Below are 21,350 nucleotides of genomic sequence, written 5' to 3' on the forward strand. Positions count from 1 at the left end.
AGGGCCCGGACGTAGAGCACCATGCCAGGCCATCTCCACCAGCGTCTGGGTGACCACGACCACGGCCGCGACGGCCAGCGTGTCGGGCAGGGCCAGAGCGAGCGGGAGGACGACCAGGGAGTTAACTGGCCGGATGATCGGCTCCGTGGCCGAACCGGCAGGCCACAGCTGTGCAGCGGGTCTGTCCTTCGGGGTGACAGCGGTAAGGGTGGCCCCACGACTCCGGCCAGGGCCTGTCCTGAGGTGAAACCGAAGACGCCGACCGCGACCGCGATGGCGGGCACCAGCGGGGGTCAGTGGCTGCCGGACAGCTCGCCGGACAGCGTGTCGTGCATGCGCGCGCTGGGCTCGTTGAGGCCGATGATCTCTACCGTCTTGCCGCGGGCGGCGTACTTGGCCTGGACGGCGTCCAGCGCGGCGACACTGGAGGCGTCCCAGATGTGAGCGTCCGACAGGTCGATGACGACGTGGTCGGGGTCGGCGGCGTAGTCGAATTGGGAGACCAGGTCGTTGCTGGAGGCGAAGAACAGCTGGCCGGTGACGGCGTAGATGGCCTGGCTGCCGTCGGGGTCGAGGACGGCCGAGACCTGCGCCAGGTGGGCGACACGGCGGGCGAAGATGACCAGGCCGGTCAGTGAGCCGACGACGACGCCGACGGCCAGGTTGTGGGTGGCGACCACGACGGCGACGGTGACGACCATGACGGTGATCTCGCCGGCGGGCATGCGCTTGAGGGTGGCCGGGGCGACGGAGTGCCAGTCGAAGGTGGCGAAGGAGACCAGGATCATCACCGCGACGAGGGCCGCCATCGGGATCTGGGAGACCAGCGGGCCGAAGACGATGCACAGCACCATGAGGAAGACGCCGGCCAGGAAGGTCGACAGCCGGGTGCGGGCGCCGTTCTTCACGTTGATCATCGTCTGGCCGATCATGGCGCAGCCGCCCATGCCGCCGAACAGGCCGGTGACGATGTTGGCGATGCCCTGGCCGATGGACTCGCGGGTCTTGTTGGAGCGGGTGTCGGTCAGGTCGTCGACGAGCTTGGCGGTCATCAGCGATTCCATCAACCCGACCAGTGCGAAGGCCAGCGCGTACGGGGCGATGAGGGTGAGGGTGGCGAAGGTGAAGGGCACCTCGGGCAGGCCTGGCACCGGCAGGGAGGAGGGCAGGACGCCGCGGTCGCCGACGGTGGGCACGGCCAGGTGGGCGCCGATGGTCAGCGCGGTCAGCGCGAGAATGGAAACCAGCGGAGCGGGCACCGCCCTGGTCAGGCGCGGGAGGAACACCATCAGCGTGAGCGCGCCACCGACCAACGGGTAGACGATCCAGGGGACGTCGATGAGTTCGGGCACCTGCGCCATGAAGATCAGGATGGCCAGGGCGTTGACGAAGCCGACCATGACGCTGCGCGGTACGAACCGCATCAGTTTGGCCACGCCGAGCGCGCCGAGCGCGACCTGGATGAGCCCGCCGAGGATGACGGTGGCGATCAGGTAGCCGAGACCGTGCTCGCGTGCCAAGGGGGCCACGACCAGGGCGATGGCGCCAGTGGCTGCGGAGATCATCGCGGGGCGGCCGCCGGCGATCGCGGTCACCACCGCCATGGTGAAGGAGGCGAACAGCCCGACGCTCGGGTCGACCCCGGCGATGATCGAAAACGAGATCGCCTCGGGGATGAGGGCCAGGGCGACGACCAGGCCGGCCAGGATCTCGGTTCGGGCCACCTTCGGGTTCAGCCAGGCGGGCCGGCCCGGTCGCAGCCGGTCGGCCCATGAAGCGGGCGGGTCGGCGGGCGGATTGGCGGGCAGGGAGGAACTGGGCAACGCGGAACTTCCTTCAACGTGGACGAACGGCCCGCCGGTCGGGCACGAAGGCGCCGAAAGGCACGGCGACAGGGCGCTCACAAGCAAGGCCAAGGCGAAAGGGAAGGCGGCCAGACGGGCCGCAGGGCACGGCTCGGTGCCCGGGAGGATCAGCGAGGCCGGCGGGCGGGGCCGGGCTACCGCGAGGTCATGGCGGGCAGTAGACGGCGACGGTGTGGGGCGTGCGCGCGTCGATGATGCTTACCTCGTGTTCCTCGGTCCCGCAGGGTCGGCGGGGATCTCGCTGGCGTCGCCGTCGTGGCGTGCTCTGGCCTTGTCGAGGCGTGCGCGATCCCACCCGCCCCGGCCAGCGGCAACTCTACCTTGACGTTAGGGTAGAGATCCGGTGGGCTGAGGGGTGCCTGGCCGCACCGGCCGGCCCAGCTGAGCGGTGAGGTCATGCGAAACGTGGACACAGCAGCGGTTTCCGCCCCCAAGGATGCAGCCCTACCCGCTGCCGCGAGTGGCGAGGATCACATGCACATCGGGCAGGTGGCGGCGCTGACCGAACTGTCGCTGCGCACGATCCGGCACTACGACGATGTCGGCCTGGTACGGCCGTCGGCACGGAGCCAGGGCGGCTTTCGCCTCTACACCGAGCACGACGTGGCCCGGCTGCTGGTGATCCGCCGGATGAAGCCGCTCGGTTTCACCCTGGAGGAGATGGGCGAGCTGCTGTCCATCACCGACCGGCTCGACGACAGCGACGTCGCGCAGAACGTGGCGCAGCTGGCCACGGTTGAGCGCACACACCTGCTGACGCGGCTGGTCCGGTTCGAGCAGGCCGTCCAAGAGCGGTGCGAGGCCTTGCGCACGCAATTGAGCCGGGCTGAGGAGCTTGCCACCGACCTGGCACGGCGCGCCGGTCAGCTCGGCGGCTGAACCGGTGACCTCTGTCACCGGCGCCCACTCGGTGGCGCAGATGGGCTGGCCGCAGATCCATGTTCGGCGCCGCAGGGCTCAAGCTCGGCGGCCGCTCTCCGCTCCCTGTGCGGCTCGGCCGCCGAGTCTGAGGAAGTCCCGTTCGGCGGCGGTGGGCGCCAGGGCTGCGGCGCGTTCGTAGGCGGAGGAGGCCTCGTTGTCGCGGCCCAGCCGCCGAAGCAGATCGGCCCGGGTGGCGTGGAACGGGTAGTAGCCGTCAAGGTCCAGCTCCTCCACCAGGGCCAGCGCGGCGGCGGGTCCGCGCACCTCGCCGACGGCGACGGCATGGTTCAGGGCCACGACCGGTGTGGGTGCCACCACGAACAACTGGTCGTACAGGGCCAGGATCTGCGGCCAATCGGTCTGCTCGGCCGTGGCGGCGTCGGCGTGCACGGCGCTGATGGCGGCCTGGAGCTGATAGATACCGGGCCGGTTGCGGCGAAGACAGCCTCGGACGATCGCCTGCCCCTCCTCGATCATGGCCCGGTCCCAGCGCCGGCGGTCCTGCTCGGCCAGCAGCACCAGCGAGCCGTCCGGGCGCGTCCGCGAGGCGCGACGGGATTCGATCAACAGCAGCAGCGCCAGCAGGCCGGCCGCCTCCGGCTCATCGGGCATCAGCCCGGTCAGCAGCCGTGCCAGCCGGATCGCCTCGGCGCACAGACCCCGATCGGCCTGGCCGCCCAGCCCGGCGTTGTAGATCAGATAGATCACGGTCAGTACGGGGCGCAGGCGGTCGGGCAATTCGCGCCCTTCCGGTACCCGGTAGGGGATCCGGGCGGCCTTGATCTTGCGCTTGGCGCGCACGAGGCGTTGCGCCATCGCCGGTTCGGCCACCAGGAAGGATCTGGCCACCTCCTGGGTCGACAGCCCGCCGAGCAGTCGCAGCGTGAGCGCCACCTGGGCTTCGGTGGACAGCGCCGGATGGCAGCAGGTGAAGATGAGGCGAAGCCGGTCATCGTGCACGGGTGCTGCCTCCTCGGACGTGCCGCATTCGCCGGTGCCCGGCGCCAGCACCGCCACCTCACCGAGCAGTTCCCTTTCCCGCTCCCGGCGGCGCAGCCGGTCAAGGGCGCGATTGCGGGCGGTCGTGGTGATCCAGCCGCCCGGGTTGGGTGGCATGCCCTGGGCCGGCCACTTGCGCAGGGCCAGGGCGAATGCCTCCTGTACGGCGTCCTCGGCCACGTCGATGTCGCCGAACAGCCGGATCAGGCCGGCCAGCGATCGGCCGGACTCCTCGCGGAAGACCCGGCCGATCGCGGCCTCATCGACGACCGGCACACTCAGTCCCCGAACTGCTCGAAGGCTTGGGGCCGGTCGGCGAAGGCGGCGAACGCACGGACTTCGATCGGAGTCCTGATGGCTGCGGTGACCTTCGACGCCCAGGCCAGCGCCGCGTCCAGATCGTCGGCCTGGATGACGTAGAAGCCGCCGAGGTGTTCCTTGGATTCGGCGAAGGGCCCGTCGGTGGTCAGCACCTCACCCGCCGAGACGCGTACGACGGTGGCGGTGTCGGGTTCGTGCAGGCGCCCGGAGAATACCCAGGCGCCCGCCGAGTGCATCTGCTGCTCCAGGACGGCGAGCTGCTTGTGGGACTGGCGCATCTCCTCCTCGGTCATCGGATCGCGGACCTCGCCCTCGACGCTGTGGACCGACAGCATGTACTGCGTCATCGTGCTGCTCCCTGTGTGACGGGCGGGCGCGTCCCGCCGCTCACCTCACTACGAACCGACCCTGCCCGAATCGACACCTGTCCGCTGCGAAGACAGCTGAATCCGAGCCGATCAGCTCGGTGCCCGCCCGCCGAACGTCCTGCCGGGGCCGGCAGGCGATGCCGGTTTCAGTGTGCGGTCCGCTGCCTGTTTCCGCTCAGCTGCTTCTGCCCAAGTGGGCCAGCAGTCTGGTCAGCGGGTCCGCGGTGGGCAGGACGGGCAGGACGGCGGCGAACTGGCCGGCCTCCCGCTGGTGGTCTCCCACGCCGGTGGCGGCGTGTTGCCAGGCCGCCAGCACGACCTCGGCGTCGGCCGGATAGTCGAGCCCAGCCCCGGTGGCGATGTCCCAGCCGTGGACCAAGGACTCCAGCAGGCTGATGGAGGCCAGCACAGCACCGGGCGTCCGCGTCCCCATGAACGCGTGGTCGGCCTCCAGGGCGCCCGGCGCGGCGAAGGCCGCCACCGAGCGGGCCGCCACCGCGGCGAAGGCGGCGGCCGGGTCGGCACCCAGATGGTCGGTGTCGGCCTGGTGCTGGGCGTCGAACTCGGCCGCCTCCACCTGTCGCCCCTCGGCCACCCGGGCCAGAATCAGCAGGGCCCCGGTCAGGTGGTTGGCGCTCTGGCGCACCGTCCACTTCCGGCAGGGGCTGGCGGCGGCCCATCCTTGCGGGGTGATCTGGCCCAGGATCCGGCCGACCAGGCCATGGCTGCGCTCCAGCAGGCCGCCGATGCCCGGCTGCGCGGCGGAGGTGGGGGCCATGGCGCGGCGCAGATCCTCGGCATCGTAGATCAGTTCGCCGCTCACGATCTCACCGTCCCGGACGCGCAGCAGTTCGGCGGAGGTCAGCGTGCCGGGCATCCCTGCCATCTCCCAGTCGATGATCGAGCAGACCAGGTCGCCGGCGGCGAACTGATGCCGGACCCGGAAGCCGAGCACGGCGGCGCCGGCCTCGCGCGCCATGGCCCGGTAGCCCTCGGCATCCTGGAAGTCGGCCACCGGGCCGTGAAAGGTGAAGCCGTCGGCCAGCGCGACGCCGCTCATGTCGCCGGCGCGCTGCTGCCAGGCCTGATAGTAGGGCTTGACGATGATCAGGGGATCCATGGTCGCTCTCCACGGTGCGGGCCGCCGCGCGGCCGTTCACCCCCGTTAGATCCCGCCACTCCGCAGAACTCATCGGCGCGTCAGGATTTCGCCGCTTGGCCGATGCTCGGGCAGGCCGAAGCGGTCGAACAGGTCAGGGCTGGGGAAGCCGGTGATCTCGGCGATGCCGGTGGGGGTGATGGTGAGCACCATGATCCCGTAACCGCGGCACAAGCCGGTGGGCTCGGGCAGGTAGGCGGCCAGAGCGGGCTGCCGGTTGGCCGCGACGGGCACCAGTTCGATCAGGTCCAGTCGGCCATCGGCCGGTTCGGTGGCGAAGAAGGAGACCACCGCGGCCCGGCCGATGATCTCGACGGCCTCCGGCGGCATGCGCAGGATCGCATCCTCGCGCAGTAGCGCGGCCAGCGCGTCGATGTCGCGCCGCTGCCAGCAGTCCATGAAGCGCGCCACAATCGCGCGCTCGGCGGCCGGAGGTGGGCCAGGCTCGATCGGGCCCGCCGCCCCCAGCGTGGCCCGGGCGCGCTGCAGCATGCTGTTGATCGCCGGGACGCTGGTGCCGAGGTAGCCGGCCACCTCCGCGGCGCTCCAGCACAGCACCTCACGCAGGATGAGCACGGCCCGCTGGGTGGCCGGCAGCAGTTGCAGGGCGGCGATGAACGCCAGTTGCACGCCTTCCCTGGCCTGCGCCACCTGCGCGGGATCCAACGGCTCCAGCAAATTATCGGGAAAGGGCTGCAGATGGCCGACCTCGGCCAGGGTGGCCGGTAGCCGCTCCCGCCGCGCGGCGGCTTTCAGGCAGGCCGTGGTGGCGATCTTGTGGAGCCAGTGGGACAGCGGCGCCCGCCCCTGGTAGGTGGCCAGGCTGCGCCAGGCCCGCAACAGCGTCTCCTGCAGCGCCTCCTCGGCCTCCTGCAGCGAGCCGAGCATCCGGTAGCAGTGCACCAGCAGGCCGGCCCGGTAGGGGCCGACCAGCCCGGCGAAGGCCCACTGATCCCCGGCCAACGCGGCGGCGAGCCGCTCATCGGTCCCGGCCATCTGGGCCGCGGTCACATCGGTGACGTCCACCCCCGGCACGCTAGCGGCCGGACCCGACAAAACCGATGACTTTCCCCGCCACCGAGGATCTCCTCAGGTATCCGCATCTTCCCCAGCACCGGGAGAGACCATGACCCCCGAATCACCCGGCCGGCTGTATAGGACCCTGGCCGAAGAACTGCTCGCCGACCCGGCCGTTACCGCCTCCACCATGATGGGCCTGCCCTGCCTGCGCCACGAAAGACGCTTCTTCGCCGCACTCGACCACCGCACCGGCCGCCTGCTGGTCAAGCTGACCAGGCCGAGGTCACCCGCCTCATCCACGACGGCACCGGCGAGCCTTTCGCCCCCGCCGGCCGGCGCTTCCGCGAATGGATCGCCCTACCCGATCCCGACGAGCAGCACTGGCGCCACCTGCTGCACCAGGCCCGCTCTTTCGCCGCCACCTCGCCGACAGGATCGCGACCGGGCGGGCAAGGGGGGCAACAGCCCGCGTGAGCATGTGGAGCGAGAAGCACCTGCCCCGCGCCGACGACCCGGCGGGACTGGCCGTGGCGCTCCTCGACGCCCACGAACAGCTGTCCGCACCCGGCTCGATCGTCGTCACTGCGGGCTCCGTGACCGGTGACGACGGCGTAACCACGCGTCAGCGACGAGGGCGAGCGCCGCAGCCGACCTCGTCTACACCCTGGCGCTGCGGTTGTCCGGCTCCGCGTGGAGGCCGAGGACCTGGTGCAGGACACCTACGCCCGGGCGTGGGCGGCCTGGCTGGACGGGCGACACCCACGCAAGGCGGCACCGTGGCTGGCCACCATCTGCCTCAACCTGCACCGCGACCGCCGCCGCACCGCCACCCGTGCGGAGACATCGTGGCCGGAAGGCTTCGGCCCGCCCGGGCGGGCCGACGTCGAAGCCGAGGCGATCAACCACGCGGCGATCGACCCGTGCGGCGGGCCAAGCACTCGGCTTGACGCGACCAGGCACAGCAACAGCGTTGTATCGGGCCGGCAGCCGCTGTGCCAGCGCACAAGCCCGGCCGCACGCCTGTGACCGGGCCGGCCCACCTGAGGATGACGGAATGCGGATCACGATCTTGGCGGTTCTGGGATGCCCGAACGCCTGGCTCGCCATAAGACGACTCACCGCAGCGTTGGCGGGCCGAGCGGCCGAGGCGGCGCTCATCGAGGTCCATGACCAGGCGCAAGCCGCAGCCCCGGGGGGATGACTGGCTCGCCCACGATTCTGCTCGAGTATGGACCGTTCACATCCGACGGGGCGCTGCCGAGTCTGTCGTGCCGCCTCTACCCAGGCGCGGACGGCACAGCTGCCGGGGCGCCGAGCGTGACCGCGCTGCGCGAGGCGTTCACCGCAGCGGGCCTGCCCGGGCCTGTCCGAAACGGCGGACTGCCGCACGAGGGAGGCCCTTGATGCGCACGACCGATGTCTTGGTCAGGCGCCGTCACGAGCTCGTAAGAAATCGCTAGGGCGAACACTTATACGCTGAGCGCATGATCACAGCGCGAGCGGCGGCTGCTTTGACCTCGCTGGCCTTGCTGGCATGTGCGTGCGGCAGCGCCGGAGGGGACCAGGCGGCCAACCCGGTCCGCAGCGACGCGCCTCCGTCGGCCGTCGTGACTCCCACACCGGCAACGCCGGCGGCTTCGGCTGCTCCCGCCACACCGGCGGTACCGGCCGCGCTGGCGTTCTCCGCCGCGACACTGAACGGTGACCCGTTCCAGGGCGCGAGCCTGGCCGGCAAGCCGGTGGTCTTCTGGTTCTGGGCGCCGTGGTGTCCCAAGTGCCATTCCGAGGCGCCCGCCGTCAAGGCCGCGGCCGCCACGTTCGGCGAGGTCGCGTTCGTCGGCGTGGCAGGCCTGGACACCGCGGCGGCGATGAAGGAATTCGTCCAGCGGACCGGCACCGGCGACATCGTGCACCTCGCGGACGCCAACGGCGCGGTGTGGACCAAACTGGGCGTCAGCGAGCAGTCGACGTTCGTGTTCATGAAACCGGACGGCACCACCACGAGGGCCTCCGGCCCGCTCGATCAGGACGCGCTGGACGGCCACGTCCGGCAACTGCTCGGCCGGTAGCACCGCCATGGCAGCCGACGGCTTGGCAGGGCGATCGTGAACGCCGCCGACCTGCCGCTTACCCTTGCCTTGGCTGCCGGCACGGTGGCTGCGTTCAACCCGTGCGGTTTTGCGATGCTGCCCGCCTACCTCACCCTGCTGATCGCCGACGGCGGGACGGCCCGCCGCGGGCCGCTCGCCCGGGCGTTGCTGCTGTCGGCCGCCATGACCGCCGGCTTCGTCACGGTCTTCGGCCTGTTCGGGCTCGCCGTGACCGCGCTGGCAGTGTCGGTGGGCCGCTACCTGCCCTGGGCAACGCTCGTCATCGGCGCGCTGCTGGCCGGGCTGGGTGTGTGGCTGCTGACCGGCCGCGAGCTGCTGCTGCGCCTTCCTGGGCTGGTCACCGGCCGTCCCGCAAGCTCGCCGCTGTCGCTGTACGGTTACGGCTTGTCGTACGCGGTGGCTTCACTGTCGTGCACGGCGGGCCCGTTTCTGGCGGTCACCTCGGCCTCGCTGTCCGGCGCGGGCTTGCTCGGCGGCGTGGCGGCCTTCGTCGCCTACGCGCTTGGCATGGGCCTGGTGGTCGCTGTTCTGTCCCTGGTGGTGGCGCTCGCCCGCGACGCCGTGGTGACCAGGCTGCGGCGGCTGCTGCCGTATGTGTCCAGGGCCGGCGGCGGCCTGCTGGTGGTGGCCGGGCTGTATGTCATGTACTACGGCTGGTACGAGCTGCGCGTCTTCTCCGGCGAGGCTGTCGGCGATCCGATCGTGGGCGCCGCGACAGCCGTACAGCAAGTCATCGCGGGCGGGCTGGCGTTTGTCGGCGCGGGCTGGATCGCCTTCGCGCTCGCCCTGCTCGCTCTTGGCGCGCTCGTGCTGGGCGCGGTACGGCGGCGCCCTCGCCGAACCCAGGAGAGCACACAGGCGCCGGAAGGATGACAAGAGCCGTGGTCGTACCAGCGCGTCCCGGCCCACCCGCCCATGTCGGGCGGCCCCAGCCAGACAGCCCTTGCTTACCGTTCACCGCCAGGCCAGCCGTGGCCGGGCGGGCCAGGCCGTCGTCCTCGACCGTCCGTTTACCGGTCGCCCGGCGACTTGCTGTAGTGGTCTCGCAGGATCAGCAGTACCCCGACCACGGCCGCTGTCCAGGCCAGGTAGGCCATCTCCTGCGGGTAGTCCTGTGGGTTTCGCCCGCTTAGCATCCAGAAGAGGCAGCCGGAGACCGCCGGGAGGATGAACAGGACCCAGTGCAGGACCCGGTCGAGGCGGTCTCCGCCTTCTTGCCGCCCTTTGCCGCGGCCGGTGTCGTTGTTGCTGTCGTGCATGGGGCCATCACCCGTGTTCGCGCAGCGAGTCCGTCCCTGATCCAAGGCCCGTTGGTTTCCTGGTGTTTCACAATCCTCTACGCCTTCCCCGCCCGCAACAGCAGCGGCGTGGCTGGTTTCTGGGGGCGTTCAGCGGTCGTCTCCGCCCCGTTACCTTCTTCACGTCCCCGCCTACGGGTGGGGAGCCAGGTCACCCGGCCCGGCATGGCTCAGGCCCTCTGTCGCACCCATGATCCGGGGGTGTTGTCACCGGGCGCGCGGGCGCGGCGGCGGGCACCCGCTGGTGGTGGCCGGCGGCGCGGAGTGTGGCGCTCCATTCCGGGATCTCCACCATCTTCCGGGTCTTCACCGACAAGGACGAGGTGCTGCAGGCGTGCATGACCGAAGCCATAAATCCCGACCACGCTCTGCGCGAGCTGGCCTCGATCTCCCTTGATGAACCACTGACCGCCCGCCTGGTTCAGGCGGCCGAAGCTCTGCGCGCTCATCTGGAGCGCATGGGCACCGTGGCCGCCGCCCTGTACACCTCCGGTCACCGCCGCGACCGCGCCGCCGTCGGCCGCCCGGCGCCGGGCGGCCGGGAAGCCTCGATGAAAGCCACCCTGGCAGCCGTGGCCGAGCTGATCGAACCTGATCGCGCGGCTCTGCGCCTGGACCCCCAGCAGGTCGCCGCGGTCTTCCTCGGCCTGCTCTTCGCCCGGACGCGGCCGATGGACGCGGAGTTGACCCCCAGCGACCTCGTCGGCGTCCTGCTGAACGGCGTCTGCTACCCCTCGGAGGCCGCCAGATGACCATCACGCTCAACCACCATCGTGCCCGCCCTCGACAACCGCCAAGCCGCTCGATCCTTCGCCACGATCATGGGCCTGCCGAAGTTGCCGCCGGCAGGCCGCGACGGACACTTCGCCCCCGTGCGAGTGAATGGGGATGCACCTCGCCTTCGACGTGGACCCGGCCACCTTCGACCGCATCCTGGCCCGCCTGCGCGACAACGGCGTTCCTTTCGGCAACCACCCGGCCCATCCCGACAACGGCCGTATCGACCACCCACTATGTCCACGCGGGCTGTTCTTCGTCGACGCCGCTCGCAATCTCTATGAGGTGATGTCCCCGGCGTGAACGCCGTCAGGGCCCCGCGCCGGGGCGGCACGATGCGCTCGAAGCCGTTTGTGTGCGATATCGACCGCGCTTCGTGTTCTCAGAAATGACCAATTGCTAGAGTTCTGCGAGACCCCGGAATCACGTCCGTTTTAACCCGATAATCGCTCGCAGAAAACCTCTCAAAAGCCCCGCGTTCTGCAACACAGTTCTGAGAGACTTGCGGGGTGGATCTGACGTCCGATCAAGCCGCACACGCCGTCGAACGAAACGACTGCCCGAAGTGCGAGGCTCCCGCCGGGAGTCCGTGCCGCACCCGCGGCGGGAAGACTGCGGCGAAGTACCACACCGCCCGCTTCATCCTCATCCCCGCCCTGCGCGAGGAACTCGAAGTCCTCCTCCCGGAGGACCGCGGCCCCGGGCGACCATGGAAACCCGGCCCGCCTGTCGAGGCCATTCCGGCGGCACCTGCCGCCAAGCCGATCCGGATCGGGTACGCCCGCTGCTCGACCGCCCAGCAAGAACTACAGAGCCAGCTGGATGCGCTCACAGCGGCGCAGTGCAAGCGGATCTTCTCCGAGAAGATCAGCACTCGCGTCAAGGTCCGCCCGGAGTTGGAGAAGGCGCTCAAGCTCGCCTACGACATCAAGGAAGCCGCCCCCGACCAGGAGGTCGTCCTCACCGTCCACGAACTCAAGCGCCTGGCCCGCAACGCTGCCGAGCTGATGACCCTGTCCGCCCAGCTCCAGAGTGCCGGCATGCAGCTCGAACTCCTCACCGGCCCGCTCACCGGCATCCACGACCCCAACGGCATGGGCGCCATGTTCTTCGCCGTCCTCGCCGTCGCCGCTCAGCTCGACCGCAACTACATCCGCGAGAAGACCTTGGAGGGCCAGGTGACGGCCGCGGCCAAGGGCAATCACGGCGGGCGGCCGAAGGTCATCGACGACGACTCGATGACCTTCGCCCTCGCGCTGAAGGACAAGGGCGTCCCTGTCCCGCAGATCGCGAAGAAGCTGACGATCAAGACCGGCAAGAATGCGGGTAAGTCCCCCTCGGTCGCCTCGGTGTACCGGGCGCTCGCCGAGGCCGAGGAGCAAGACGAGTCGGACACCATCAGCCCATGGCGGCCGGTTCGCGCCCGAATCACCGGACCGGGCAGCGGCACCGATCTCACGCTCATGGAACGGCTCGAACAACAGGTCCTCGGCCCACGCGATTAACATCCCAAGCTGGAGACGCAAAGTCATTTCCTCAGCTGTTCCGCCCGGCCACGGCCCCTTTCCGGCGTATTCGGTTCCCACCCCCCTCGTACGCCATGCCGAGCATCGGCTCACCCATGTCAGGACCGGAGGTGACCCGGCCCCGGCTCGGCTTGAGGCCGACCAGACCGCAGCAGGAGGCGGGCACCCGGATGGAGCCGGCGCCGTCGCTGGCGTGCGCGAGCGGCACCGCCCCCGCGGCGATCATGGCGGCCGCGCCGCCGCTGGACCCGCCCACCCCGCGGCTGGGATCCCACGGGTTGCGGGTGGGACCGCACCGAAGGGACTCGGTGGAGAAGCTGAGCACCATCTCCGGGACGGTGGTCAGGCCGAGCGTGACCAGACCGGCGGCCCGGAAACGGGTCATCAGGTCGGTGTCGCGGACGGCGATGATGCCGGGGATGGCGCGGCTGCCGAGGAAGAACGGCTTGCCCTCCGCCACCGGCCCGTGATCCTTGATCAGGAACGGCACCCCGGCCAGGGGGCCGTCCGCGGCCTGGTCGAGCGCGGGGCTGAACGGAGGCAGCGCCAGCCCGTTCAGCTCGGCGTCGGCGAGCGCGAGGGCTTCGCGGGCCACCGTCTCGACCTCGCCGGCGGTGACCTCGCCCGACCTGATCAGGTCACTGAGGCCGACAGCGTCGTATTGGGCGTATTCGTGAAGTTGCATGAGATTGAGTCCTTGGGTTCGCACATCGATGGGACGCAGCCTGAGCAGGCGGTGGCCAGTTGGCCATCGCCTGCGCATCGGTGTGTTACTACGCTCGGGACATCAGGGCTCATGCTGGCAGTGGCCCTGCCGATAGTCCAATGAATTACGGGCCGACCAGCCCGACGGGGTTGCCATCCGGATCGACGAACACCGCGATCCGCCCCATTCCGGGCACACTCTGGGGCTCCAGCCTGCGGGTGCCGCCGAGCTTCTCCGCCCGCACGAGCGCGGCCTCCACATCCTCGACCGGGAAGTACACCACGAGCCCGGTGTACGGACTGTCCGGCCCGGCCTGGCCGATCCCGCCCGACGGCGGCCCTTCCTCCCCGCCGATCAGCGCGTAGGTGTCGTCGATGGCGTTCACCGGCCAGTCGAACATGTCCTGGTAGAAGCGCCGCGCGCGGGCGGAGTCGGGGGAGGAGATGTCGAACCATCCGGGTGTTGGTGCTGACATGGCTTCGTCCTTTCCTGCGGTCTGACGGGAGCCGGGCCAAATTATGTGACCGAATAGTCACATGTCAACTCGGGACCGGGACATTTAGGTTGGTCCATGTGCTGGCGGGGGACTTTCACACCGATCACGGCCTCACCGTCCAGGTGGGCGATCTCCCGGCCCGCGACCGGTTCGGGTTCTGGTGGGACACGGTGGCCAGGTCGGTCGTCTCGGTGGACGCGTTCAGCGAGCACGCGGCGGACTTCTGGGGCGAGATGCGGCTGGTCGACCTCGGCCTGGTGCAGGTGTCCCACGTCCGCTGCGCGGCCTTCGAGGCCCGCCGCACGCCGCGGCGGATCCGGGGCTCCGACCCCGGCCTGCTCCAGCTGTCCCTGTCACTGGCCGGGCGGTCCGGGCTGCACCAGGAGCGCAGGGAAGCCGACCTGGGGCCGGGCGACCTGGTGCTCTACGACACCTCACGGACCTTCCACGCCTGGACCGGCGCCACCGGGCCGGCCAGATCCCTGGCCGAGGGGATCATCATGCAGTTCCCGCGCAGCGCCCTGCCGCTGCCGGAATCGGTGATCGACGGGCTGCTCGCGGTGCGCAGACCGGGCCGCGCCGGGACCGGGGCCCTGCTGCTGGCACTGCTGCGGGAGCTGACGCGGCAGCGCGCGCCGCTCTCCCCGCACAAGATCTTCCAGCGCCTGGGCCTGTCGGTCGCCGACTGGATCCGCTACCGCCGCCTGGAACGCTGCCGCCGCGACCTGTCCGACCCCGCCCAGGCCGCGACCCCGGTCGGTGTCATCGCCAGACGCTGGGGTTTCACCAACGACTCCACTTCAGCCGCGCCTTCAAAGCCGCCTACGGAGAGCCCCCGGGCCGCCTACCGCCGGGCCCTGCGCGTGCGCTGACGGGCAACTCCCGTGCGGTGACCGCAAACCACCCGCCCCCACCGGGGGCGTACGCCGGAAATCACGGTGCGCCGCCTGTCATTTACGCACCGACGGCGATCGCTCAGGATTGCTCTGTCCAGGGACCCCCCTCCCCGGACAGGCGCCCTGCAACCGGCGCTAGGCCGCGGGGGCGGCGGCCATCGCCGGCCCCGCGGCCGGTCAGGGGTGAGATTATGGAACGCTCCAATCCATCCCACATTGACACGTGACTTTTTGGTCACCTATGTTGAGGGTCGTGACCGACGACGACCGCGTCTTCAAAGCGCTGGCCGACCCGACCCGCAGACGGTTACTGGACCGGCTGTTCGCTCAGGACGGCCGCACGCTCTCCGACCTCGAGTCCGATGTGGACATGACGAGATTCGGCGTGATGAAACACCTGCGGCAGCTGGAGGACGCCGGTCTCGTCACCACCCGCCGATCCGGCCGGGAGAAGCTGCACTTCCTGAACGTGGTGCCCATCCGGCTCATCCACGACCGCTGGATCGACAAGTACACCGAGCCTCAGGTGTCGGCTCTCGTTCACCTGAAGACCGAGCTGGAGCAGATCATGAGCACTCCCGGGACCGGCACGACCGTGCAGGTGCACCGCGTCTATATCAAAGCCTCCGCGCAGGCCATCTGGACCGCGATCGTCGACCCCGAATGGACCCGCAGGTACGGCTACCGCGCCGAAGTCGACTACGACCTGCGCCCCGGCGGCGCCTTCCAGACCTACGCCGGGGAGCAGTGCGTGGTCGAGGGCGAGGTCATCGAGGTCGAGCCGCCGTACCGGCTGGTCCAGACCTGGCGGCCGACCTGGAACGACGAGGGCTTCACCCGGCTCACCTACGAGATCAGGGAGGGCGAGAACGGCGTCTGCTCGCTGACTCTCACCCACGACGTGCACGGCGCCCCGCAGACCGGCGCGCAGGCCGCCGGCGAGGTCGAGAACGCGGGCGGCGGCTGGGCGGAGGTCCTCAGCGACCTGAAGTCCCTGCTGGAAACCGGTTCCAGCCTCTACGGCTGACCCCCACCAAACCATCTAGGGAGACCCAGGGTGACCACCCTCAATACAAGCGCGCCCGGAAACGTGACCGAGGCCGACCCCCGGCGGTGGTGGGTGCTCGCCCTGCTGTCCGGCCTGGCGTTCATGATCCTGCTGGACATGACCGTCGTGAACGTCGCACTACCCCTCATCCAGGACGGCCTCGGCTTCTCCGACTCCGGCCTGACCTGGGTCGTCAACGGCTACGTCCTCGCCGCGGGCGGCCTGCTGCTGCTCGGCGGCCGGCTGGCCGACGTGTACGGCCGGCGGCGGCTGCTGCTGATCGGCGTGGTCGTCTTCGCCGTGTCCTCCATCGTCTGCGGGGCCGCCGTCAGCCAGGGCATGATGATCGGCGGCCGGTTCGCCCAGGGCGCCGCCGAGGCGATCTCCGCCCCCGCCTCGCTCGGCCTGATCGCGCTGCTGTTCACCGACCCGAAGGAGCGCACCAAGGCGCTGGGCATCTGGGGCGGCCTGGTGGCGCTCGGCGGCACCCTGGGCTACGTGATCTCCGGCGTGCTGACCGACCTCACCTCCTGGCGCTGGATCTTCTTCATCAACGTGCCGATCGCGCTGGCCGTCCTGCTGGTGCTGCCCCGCCTGGTGACCGAGAGCAAGATGGTCCGCGAGCAGGGCCACCGCCTGGACGTGGCCGGGGCGGTCACCTCGACCGGCGGCCTGGTCGCCATCGTGTACGGCCTGCTGCAGGTCGCCGAGAACGCGTGGGACTCGGCGGCGGTGCTGGTCCCCCTGATCGGCGGGGTCGTCCTGCTGCTGTCGATGATCGTCATCGAGCGGCGGGCCAGGAACCCGCTCATCCCGCTGACGTTCTTCGCCAACCGCACCCGCTCGGTCATCAACCTGACCTCGCTGTTCTTCATGGCGGCCTTCATCTCCTACACCTTCATGCTGACCCTGTTCGAGCAGCACGTGCTCGGCTACTCCCCGCTGCAGAGCGGCCTGGCCTACCTGCCGCTCGGTTTCGCGATCGGGGCCGGCATCGGCCTGGGCACCGTCCTGACCCCGCGGCTGGGGGTCAAGCTGGTGGCGGGCGGCGGTTTCGCAGGCGCGGGCGTGGGGCTGATCCTGACGAGCATGGTCGACGTCGACGCCTCCTATCTGGGCGGCATCCTGCCGGGCATGATCGTCTTCGGGGTGTTCGCCGGGGCGACCATGCCGGCCGCCACCAACGCCGCGCTGCACGGGGTCACCGTCCAGGACTCCAGCCTGGCTTCGGGCGTGCAGTCCACCATGCAGCAGATCGGCGGCGCGCTCGGCCTGGCCGTCCTGATCCCGCTCGCCATCCGGTACACCACCGAGGAGGTCGCCCGCGGCGTGGCGGTCGAGGCCGCGGTGACCTCGGGTTACGTGCTGGCGTTCCGGATCGGGGCCGGGATGATGATCCTCGGGGGTGTCCTCATCCTGGCTCTGTTCGAGCGGGTCGACCCGGAGCTGCGGGATCCGACGGCTGAGATCGTCGGCGGAACCCGCTGACCAGCACGGCCGCCAGCAGCACCGCGCCGCCGGTCGCGGCGGGCACGGTGAGCCGCTCACCGAGCAACCCCACCGACAGGCCCGCCGCGACCAGCGGCTCCACCAGCGCGACCACCGCGGCCGTGGTCGCGCCGACCACCCGCAACCCGGCGAAGAACAGCCCGTACGCCAGCGCGCTGGGCACCACGCCCAGGTAGGCCAGCAGCAGCCCGGCGCTCACCGTCACCCCCGCCTCGGGGAGGAGCCCGGCGGCGAGCGCCGGTGCCAGCAGGCACACCGACCCGACGGCGAAGCCGATCAGCGCGCTTCCCGCCGAGTCGTCGGCGCCGCCCGCCCGGCCGAGCAGGATGGTCCCCGCGTACCCGACGGCCGACAGCAGCGAAAGCCCGATACCCAGCACCGGGTCCCCGCCCGCCGACCCCGCCGGATCGCCGCCGAACACCAGCAGCACCAGCCCCGCCAGCGCCGACCCGACGACCAGCGCCCCCCGGCCGCCCAGGCGCTCGCCCAGCCACAGGCGGGCGCCGACGGCGACCAGGATCGGCCCGGATCCCAGCGTCACCACGGTCGCGACCGCGACCCCGGCCTGGTCCACGGCGGCGAAGTAGGCCGTCTGGTAGACCGCCATGCCCGCCCCGGTCACGCCGTACTTGACCGGGGCCGCCCGGAACCGCCCGACCAGCGGGAACAGGCCCGGCCCCGGAAGCAGCGGCCAGGCCAGGGCGAGCGCGAGCGCGCCGCCGAGGAACCGCCAGAAGGAGACGGCGAGCGGGCCGAGCCCGCTCTCGGCGTAGAGCAGCGCGGCGACGACGCCGCCGGTGCCCCAGGCCGTGGCCGCCACGGCGATAAACAGCATGCCTCTGCCCACCGGCAGAGGACGCGCGTGAAGCATGATCATCCCCAGGATTCGTTGTCACGGACGAGAAGTCAGCCGCGGACAACGACAGAGCCCACCCGGGACCCCGGATGCGCCAGGAAAACGCCGCCCGCTTAGCGGGCGGGGGGCGGGGAGACGATCAAACACATAACGGCGATGCTAACGCAGCGCCCGCGCACCGGGCGAGGCCGGCCGACCACGCGTCGCGCAGCCGTCAGCCTCGCACGCGATGGCTGGCTGAGGATTCGATCACGCGTCGCGCAGCCGCAGGAGGAGTCCGCCGCAGGCCAGCGCGGCCACCGCCCAGGCCGTGAGGACGCCGAGTCCCGCCCATGGGCCGATGGGCTGAAGGTCCAGGTTCGTGGTGGCCTGGATGGCGAGTCCGGCGTTCATCGGCGAGATCCGGACCAGCAGCCGCTGCCAGCCGGGGTCGGAGATCGCCCGGATCAGGATCGGGAACAGGTAGAGCAGGCCCAGCACGACCCCGACGGCCGCCGCCGAGTCCCGGACCGCGGTCGCGACGCCGAGGCAGAGCAGGGCGATCAAGGTGAGGTAGAGCGCCGAGCCCGCCGCCGCACGGAGAACGGGACCGTCGGCGAGGGACAGCAGCGGGTAGCCGTGCTCGGGGGTGAAGCCTCTGCCGGGCAGGATGAGCCGCGCGGCCAGGACCGAACCGAGGACGCCCACGACGGCCGCGACCAGGGTGAGCCCGGCCAGGACGGCCGCTTTGGCGGCCAGGACGGCGGACCGGCGCGGCATGGCCGTGAAGGTGGCGCGGATCATGCCGGTGCCGTACTCGCCGGTGATCGCCAGCACGGCCAGGACGGCGACGGCGGCCTGGCTCACCTGCACGCCGGTGAGGGCCAGTTTGACGGCGTCGTGGTTGCAGCGCGCCGACGCGCAGGTGGTGGCCGCCCCGGCGGCCGCGCCGAACGCGACGGTCAGGACGGCGATCGCCGCCAAGGCCCAGCAGGTACCCGCGAGGGTCCGCAGTTTCGTCCACTCCGCGTGGAGTTCCAGCTTCATGCGTCCCTCCGGCGCAGCTGGACGACGGCCAGGCCGAGCGCCAGCGCCGCATACCCGCACAGCACCCCGAATCCGCCCCAGGGCGGCAAAGGATAGTAGCCCATCTGCGGCACGTAATGCCCGGTGACCTGCGGATATTCGGGAACGCTCTGCTGGATCGCGAACCCGGCGGCCGGGGTGAGCCGCAGCAGCCACTGCGACAGCTCCACCGGCAGGACCGAGGCGGTCGCCAGGACGTGCGGGAGGACGATCACGGTGATGGCGGTGATGACGGCCGCCGCGCTCCGCCGGAACAGCGCGCCCACGGCCAGCGCCAGGACGGCCGCGACCGCCAGCAGCGCGGCGGTGCCGAGGACGACGCGCAGCTCGGTGGCGGTGCTCACCGGCAGCAGATAGTTGCCGTTCCCGCGCAGAATCCGCCGGCAGAGCGGGACCGCGACGAGAGCGGCGATCAGCGCGGTGACGAAGGTGACCGCACCGAGCACCAGGGCCTTCGCCACCAGCACACGGCCCCGGCGGGGGCTGGCCAGCAGGGTGGTCCGGATCATCCCGCGCCGGTATTCGGCGGTGATGAACATGACCGCGACGACGATCACCACGATCAGCCCGGTGTACGCCCCGGACAGGGTGCGCTCGACCGGCTGCCCGCCCTCCAGCCCGTACGGCCCGATATCGCCCGACCCGGACACGGTGAAGGTGTCACCGGACTCCCGGAAGGCGCCCTGGGACAGCGCGGGCGCGCCGCGCATCGCCCCCACGTCGTCGTGGGTCCACGGATTCCCGGCCAGGCTGACATGGTCGAACGCGGCGACGGCCCGGGCCAGCCGGCACTTTCCGATGGTCCCCCCGAGATCGCCCTGCGTCACCGTCAGATCGCAGGGGGAGGCGGCGAACAACCCCACCCGGACGATCGGGGGCAGCCCCGCCAGCCGGACCGTGCCGACCGTGGTCCAGCGGACGCCGTCCGCCGATTCCGCCCCGGTGATCGTGTCGCCAGCACGGGTCAGCCGCAGCCAGCTCGCGCCCGGGGATCCGGCCGCGTCGCCGTCGAAATTGTGCTGCAGCCGCGTCCCGTGACCGCCGGTGACCATCATCGCCGCATAGGCCGACCCCTGCCGGACACTCTCCTTGATCATGATCCCGGCCTTCGCCCACGGCACCACGCCCGGCACGATCTTGTCGTGATCCGGCGGCGGATAGGTGATGGTGCCGGTCAGCGAGGCGACCCGGACGGTGACCTCGCCGTCGCCGTCCAGCACCTGGTGGGCGAAGGAGAACCGGTCGTTGACCGCCGAACCGTCCGGCCCGAGCGGCACGGCCGGGCAGTCGTCGCCATCCGGCCCCTCGCAGGAGCTGTAATTGTTGGCCGCGGTGAACACCCCCAGCAGCACGATGATCAGCGCCGCGAGCACCATCCCGAGCACCCAGCCGCGCACGGTGCGGAACTTGGTCCACTCCGCCCGCAGCAGGCCCGTCATCGCGCACCGTCCGCGCGGAACTCGACCGCGTCCCTGGTCAGCTCCATGTACGCCTCCTCCAGCGTGGCCCGGTGCCCCGCCACCTCCGCGAACGGCACCGCGTGCGCGGTGAGCAGCGCCACCACCCGCTCGGCCGCCAGCCCGGCGACGGTGAGCGTGTCCCGGCCGGTGACGGCGACCGTGGCCCCCGCCTCGGCCAGCACGGTCATCGCCTCCGGCCGCGCCGCCGTACGCAGCAGGACCCGGTCGCCGGACGCGGCCGCGATCAGGTCCGCCACGCTCGCGTCCGCGACCACCCGCCCGCGCCCGGCCACCACCAGATGGTCGGCGACGCCCTGCAACTCGCTCATCAGATGGCTGGACACCAGCACCGCCCGCCCGTCGGCGGCCAGCGAGGCCAGCAGGTCGCGAATCCACACGATGCCGTCCGGGTCCAGGCCGTTGAACGGCTCGTCCAGCAGCAGCACCCGCGGCTCCCCGAGCAGCGCGGCCGCGATGCCGAGCCGCTGCCGCATGCCCAGCGAATACCCGCCCGCCCGGCGCCGCGCCGCCGCGCCCAGCCCGACCTGCCCGGCCACCGCGTCGACCCGCTTCGCGGTCAGCCCCTGCGAGTGGGCCAGCCAGAGCAGATGGTCGCGGCCGGTCCGGCTCGGCTGTAACGCGGCGGCGTCCAGCAGCGCCCCGACGTGGCGCAACGGCCTGCGCAGCGCCCGGTACGGCTGCCCGCCGATCAACACCCGCCCTTCGTCGGCGGCGTCCAGCCCGAGGATCACCCGCATCGTGGTGGACTTCCCCGCGCCGTTGGGCCCGACGAAACCGGTGATCTTCCCGGCGGCCACGGTGAAGGTCATCCCGTCCAGGGCGGTGACCGCCCCGAACCGCTTGCGCAGCCCGGTGACCTCGATGTTCGATTCCATGCCAGGCAGCGTAGGCAGCGCCGGCCGGTGCGGGCGTCCCGCCGGGGAGCCAT

At 71.0% G+C, this 21,350-nt stretch carries 22 protein-coding genes; 10 read left to right on the forward strand and 12 right to left on the reverse strand.

Annotation, left to right across the window (positions count from 1 at the left end; genetic code table 11):
- Positions 1 to 293 precede the first annotated feature (293 nt).
- Positions 294 to 1,760 carry a SulP family inorganic anion transporter gene (locus tag Acor_RS11525; protein ID WP_218034247.1) on the reverse strand — a complete coding sequence of 489 codons (1,467 nt, stop codon included), beginning with the start codon at positions 1,758 to 1,760 and terminating at the stop codon, positions 294 to 296.
- 579 nt (positions 1,761 to 2,339) lie between these two features.
- Here Acor_RS11525 and Acor_RS11530 point away from each other — a divergent pair.
- Entirely contained in the window at positions 2,340 to 2,744 is a 405-nt protein-coding gene (locus Acor_RS11530; RefSeq protein ID WP_155336599.1) for a MerR family transcriptional regulator, read from the forward strand.
- Positions 2,745 to 2,822: 78 nt separating this feature from the next.
- Here Acor_RS11530 and Acor_RS11535 read toward each other — a convergent pair whose 3' ends face one another.
- The 4 genes from Acor_RS11535 to Acor_RS11550 all read right to left on the reverse strand — a co-directional run bounded on the left by Acor_RS11535 (position 2,823) and on the right by Acor_RS11550 (position 6,659).
- On the reverse strand, positions 2,823 to 4,061 hold the full coding sequence (locus tag Acor_RS11535) for an RNA polymerase sigma factor (RefSeq protein WP_155336600.1): 1,239 nt from the start codon (positions 4,059 to 4,061) through the stop codon (positions 2,823 to 2,825).
- Positions 4,062 to 4,063: 2 nt separating this feature from the next.
- Entirely contained in the window at positions 4,064 to 4,453 is a 390-nt protein-coding gene (locus Acor_RS11540) for a YciI family protein (protein ID WP_155336601.1), read from the reverse strand.
- Positions 4,454 to 4,649: 196 nt separating this feature from the next.
- Positions 4,650 to 5,594: a TIGR03086 family metal-binding protein gene (locus tag Acor_RS11545; protein WP_155336602.1), complete on the reverse strand. Its 945-nt coding sequence runs from the start codon at positions 5,592 to 5,594 to the stop codon at positions 4,650 to 4,652.
- 69 nt (positions 5,595 to 5,663) lie between these two features.
- Positions 5,664 to 6,659 (reverse strand): RNA polymerase subunit sigma-70, encoded by a 996-nt coding sequence (locus tag Acor_RS11550; RefSeq protein ID WP_246238588.1) that lies wholly within the window; start codon positions 6,657 to 6,659, stop codon positions 5,664 to 5,666.
- 684 nt (positions 6,660 to 7,343) lie between these two features.
- Between Acor_RS11550 and Acor_RS43155 the strand changes: the two genes are divergently transcribed.
- The 3 genes from Acor_RS43155 (at position 7,344) to Acor_RS11565 (ending at position 9,637) form a co-directional block, all read left to right on the forward strand.
- Entirely contained in the window at positions 7,344 to 7,679 is a 336-nt protein-coding gene (locus tag Acor_RS43155; RefSeq protein WP_218034229.1) for an RNA polymerase sigma factor, read from the forward strand.
- 458 nt (positions 7,680 to 8,137) lie between these two features.
- Positions 8,138 to 8,722 (forward strand): redoxin domain-containing protein, encoded by a 585-nt coding sequence (locus Acor_RS11560; RefSeq protein ID WP_155336603.1) that lies wholly within the window; start codon positions 8,138 to 8,140, stop codon positions 8,720 to 8,722.
- Between the two features lie 114 nt (positions 8,723 to 8,836).
- Positions 8,837 to 9,637, forward strand: coding sequence for a cytochrome c biogenesis protein CcdA (locus tag Acor_RS11565; protein ID WP_218034230.1), 801 nt, complete (start codon positions 8,837 to 8,839; stop codon positions 9,635 to 9,637).
- 137 nt (positions 9,638 to 9,774) lie between these two features.
- Here the strand turns inward: Acor_RS11565 and Acor_RS11570 are convergent, their stop codons facing one another.
- Complete coding sequence (locus Acor_RS11570) at positions 9,775 to 10,023, reverse strand: hypothetical protein (protein ID WP_155336605.1); 249 nt, start codon at positions 10,021 to 10,023, stop codon at positions 9,775 to 9,777.
- A gap of 305 nt (positions 10,024 to 10,328) precedes the next feature.
- Between Acor_RS11570 and Acor_RS11575 the strand changes: the two genes are divergently transcribed.
- The 3 genes from Acor_RS11575 (at position 10,329) to Acor_RS11585 (ending at position 12,344) form a co-directional block, all read left to right on the forward strand.
- The gene (locus tag Acor_RS11575) at positions 10,329 to 10,814 is read left to right on the forward strand and encodes a TetR family transcriptional regulator (RefSeq protein WP_155336606.1); all 486 of its coding nucleotides are present in this window, start codon (positions 10,329 to 10,331) and stop codon (positions 10,812 to 10,814) included.
- Between the two features lie 136 nt (positions 10,815 to 10,950).
- A complete protein-coding gene (locus tag Acor_RS43160; protein ID WP_218034231.1) occupies positions 10,951 to 11,142 on the forward strand; it encodes a VOC family protein in 192 nt (63 codons plus the stop codon).
- Positions 11,143 to 11,348: 206 nt separating this feature from the next.
- Positions 11,349 to 12,344 carry a recombinase family protein gene (locus tag Acor_RS11585; protein WP_155336607.1) on the forward strand — a complete coding sequence of 332 codons (996 nt, stop codon included), beginning with the start codon at positions 11,349 to 11,351 and terminating at the stop codon, positions 12,342 to 12,344.
- Between the two features lie 31 nt (positions 12,345 to 12,375).
- Here the strand turns inward: Acor_RS11585 and Acor_RS11590 are convergent, their stop codons facing one another.
- Both Acor_RS11590 and Acor_RS11595 read right to left on the reverse strand, forming a co-directional pair.
- Positions 12,376 to 13,050 (reverse strand): amidase family protein, encoded by a 675-nt coding sequence (locus Acor_RS11590; protein ID WP_155336608.1) that lies wholly within the window; start codon positions 13,048 to 13,050, stop codon positions 12,376 to 12,378.
- Between the two features lie 145 nt (positions 13,051 to 13,195).
- The gene (locus Acor_RS11595) at positions 13,196 to 13,546 is read right to left on the reverse strand and encodes a VOC family protein (RefSeq protein ID WP_155336609.1); all 351 of its coding nucleotides are present in this window, start codon (positions 13,544 to 13,546) and stop codon (positions 13,196 to 13,198) included.
- Between the two features lie 98 nt (positions 13,547 to 13,644).
- Between Acor_RS11595 and Acor_RS11600 the strand changes: the two genes are divergently transcribed.
- The 3 genes from Acor_RS11600 to Acor_RS11610 all read left to right on the forward strand — a co-directional run bounded on the left by Acor_RS11600 (position 13,645) and on the right by Acor_RS11610 (position 16,999).
- Positions 13,645 to 14,439 (forward strand): AraC-like ligand-binding domain-containing protein, encoded by a 795-nt coding sequence (locus tag Acor_RS11600; protein WP_170316880.1) that lies wholly within the window; start codon positions 13,645 to 13,647, stop codon positions 14,437 to 14,439.
- A 277-nt stretch (positions 14,440 to 14,716) separates the two neighbouring features.
- Positions 14,717 to 15,490, forward strand: a complete 774-nt coding sequence (locus Acor_RS11605; RefSeq protein WP_218034232.1) for an ArsR/SmtB family transcription factor — start codon at positions 14,717 to 14,719, stop codon at positions 15,488 to 15,490.
- A gap of 30 nt (positions 15,491 to 15,520) precedes the next feature.
- Positions 15,521 to 16,999, forward strand: coding sequence for an MFS transporter (locus Acor_RS11610; RefSeq protein ID WP_246238589.1), 1,479 nt, complete (start codon positions 15,521 to 15,523; stop codon positions 16,997 to 16,999).
- Here the strand turns inward: Acor_RS11610 and Acor_RS11615 are convergent.
- The 4 genes from Acor_RS11615 to Acor_RS11630 all read right to left on the reverse strand — a co-directional run bounded on the left by Acor_RS11615 (position 16,923) and on the right by Acor_RS11630 (position 21,297).
- Entirely contained in the window at positions 16,923 to 17,855 is a 933-nt protein-coding gene (locus tag Acor_RS11615; RefSeq protein WP_246238590.1) for a DMT family transporter, read from the reverse strand. The genes Acor_RS11610 and Acor_RS11615 overlap by 77 nt on opposite strands.
- Positions 17,856 to 18,125: 270 nt before the next feature.
- A complete protein-coding gene (locus tag Acor_RS11620) occupies positions 18,126 to 18,902 on the reverse strand; it encodes an ABC transporter permease (protein ID WP_155336613.1) in 777 nt (258 codons plus the stop codon).
- Positions 18,899 to 20,380, reverse strand: a complete 1,482-nt coding sequence (locus tag Acor_RS11625) for an ABC transporter permease subunit (RefSeq protein WP_155336614.1) — start codon at positions 20,378 to 20,380, stop codon at positions 18,899 to 18,901. The genes Acor_RS11620 and Acor_RS11625 overlap by 4 nt, the downstream gene beginning before the upstream one ends.
- Complete coding sequence (locus Acor_RS11630) at positions 20,377 to 21,297, reverse strand: ATP-binding cassette domain-containing protein (RefSeq protein ID WP_174876135.1); 921 nt, start codon at positions 21,295 to 21,297, stop codon at positions 20,377 to 20,379. The genes Acor_RS11625 and Acor_RS11630 overlap by 4 nt, the downstream gene beginning before the upstream one ends.
- Positions 21,298 to 21,350 lie beyond the last annotated feature (53 nt).

Origin of the sequence: Acrocarpospora corrugata, from assembly GCF_009687845.1 — a bacterium.
In the GTDB taxonomy this organism is placed as follows: domain Bacteria; phylum Actinomycetota; class Actinomycetes; order Streptosporangiales; family Streptosporangiaceae; genus Acrocarpospora; species Acrocarpospora corrugata.

Coding starts and splice junctions, on each gene's coding strand:
- Acor_RS11530 (WP_155336599.1), top strand. CDS start 2,340: ATGCACATCGGGCAGGTGGCGGCGCTGACCGAACTGTCGCTGCGCACG.
- Acor_RS11620 (WP_155336613.1), bottom strand. CDS start 18,902: ATGAAGCTGGAACTCCACGCGGAGTGGACGAAACTGCGGACCCTCGCG.
- Acor_RS11570 (WP_155336605.1), bottom strand. CDS start 10,023: ATGCACGACAGCAACAACGACACCGGCCGCGGCAAAGGGCGGCAAGAA.
- Acor_RS11615 (WP_246238590.1), bottom strand. CDS start 17,855: ATGCTGTTTATCGCCGTGGCGGCCACGGCCTGGGGCACCGGCGGCGTC.
- Acor_RS11590 (WP_155336608.1), bottom strand. CDS start 13,050: ATGCAACTTCACGAATACGCCCAATACGACGCTGTCGGCCTCAGTGAC.
- Acor_RS11630 (WP_174876135.1), bottom strand. CDS start 21,297: ATGGAATCGAACATCGAGGTCACCGGGCTGCGCAAGCGGTTCGGGGCG.
- Acor_RS11545 (WP_155336602.1), bottom strand. CDS start 5,594: ATGGATCCCCTGATCATCGTCAAGCCCTACTATCAGGCCTGGCAGCAG.
- Acor_RS11560 (WP_155336603.1), top strand. CDS start 8,138: ATGATCACAGCGCGAGCGGCGGCTGCTTTGACCTCGCTGGCCTTGCTG.
- Acor_RS43160 (WP_218034231.1), top strand. CDS start 10,951: ATGCACCTCGCCTTCGACGTGGACCCGGCCACCTTCGACCGCATCCTG.
- Acor_RS11625 (WP_155336614.1), bottom strand. CDS start 20,380: ATGACGGGCCTGCTGCGGGCGGAGTGGACCAAGTTCCGCACCGTGCGC.
- Acor_RS11565 (WP_218034230.1), top strand. CDS start 8,837: ATGCTGCCCGCCTACCTCACCCTGCTGATCGCCGACGGCGGGACGGCC.
- Acor_RS11595 (WP_155336609.1), bottom strand. CDS start 13,546: ATGTCAGCACCAACACCCGGATGGTTCGACATCTCCTCCCCCGACTCC.
- Acor_RS11540 (WP_155336601.1), bottom strand. CDS start 4,453: ATGACGCAGTACATGCTGTCGGTCCACAGCGTCGAGGGCGAGGTCCGC.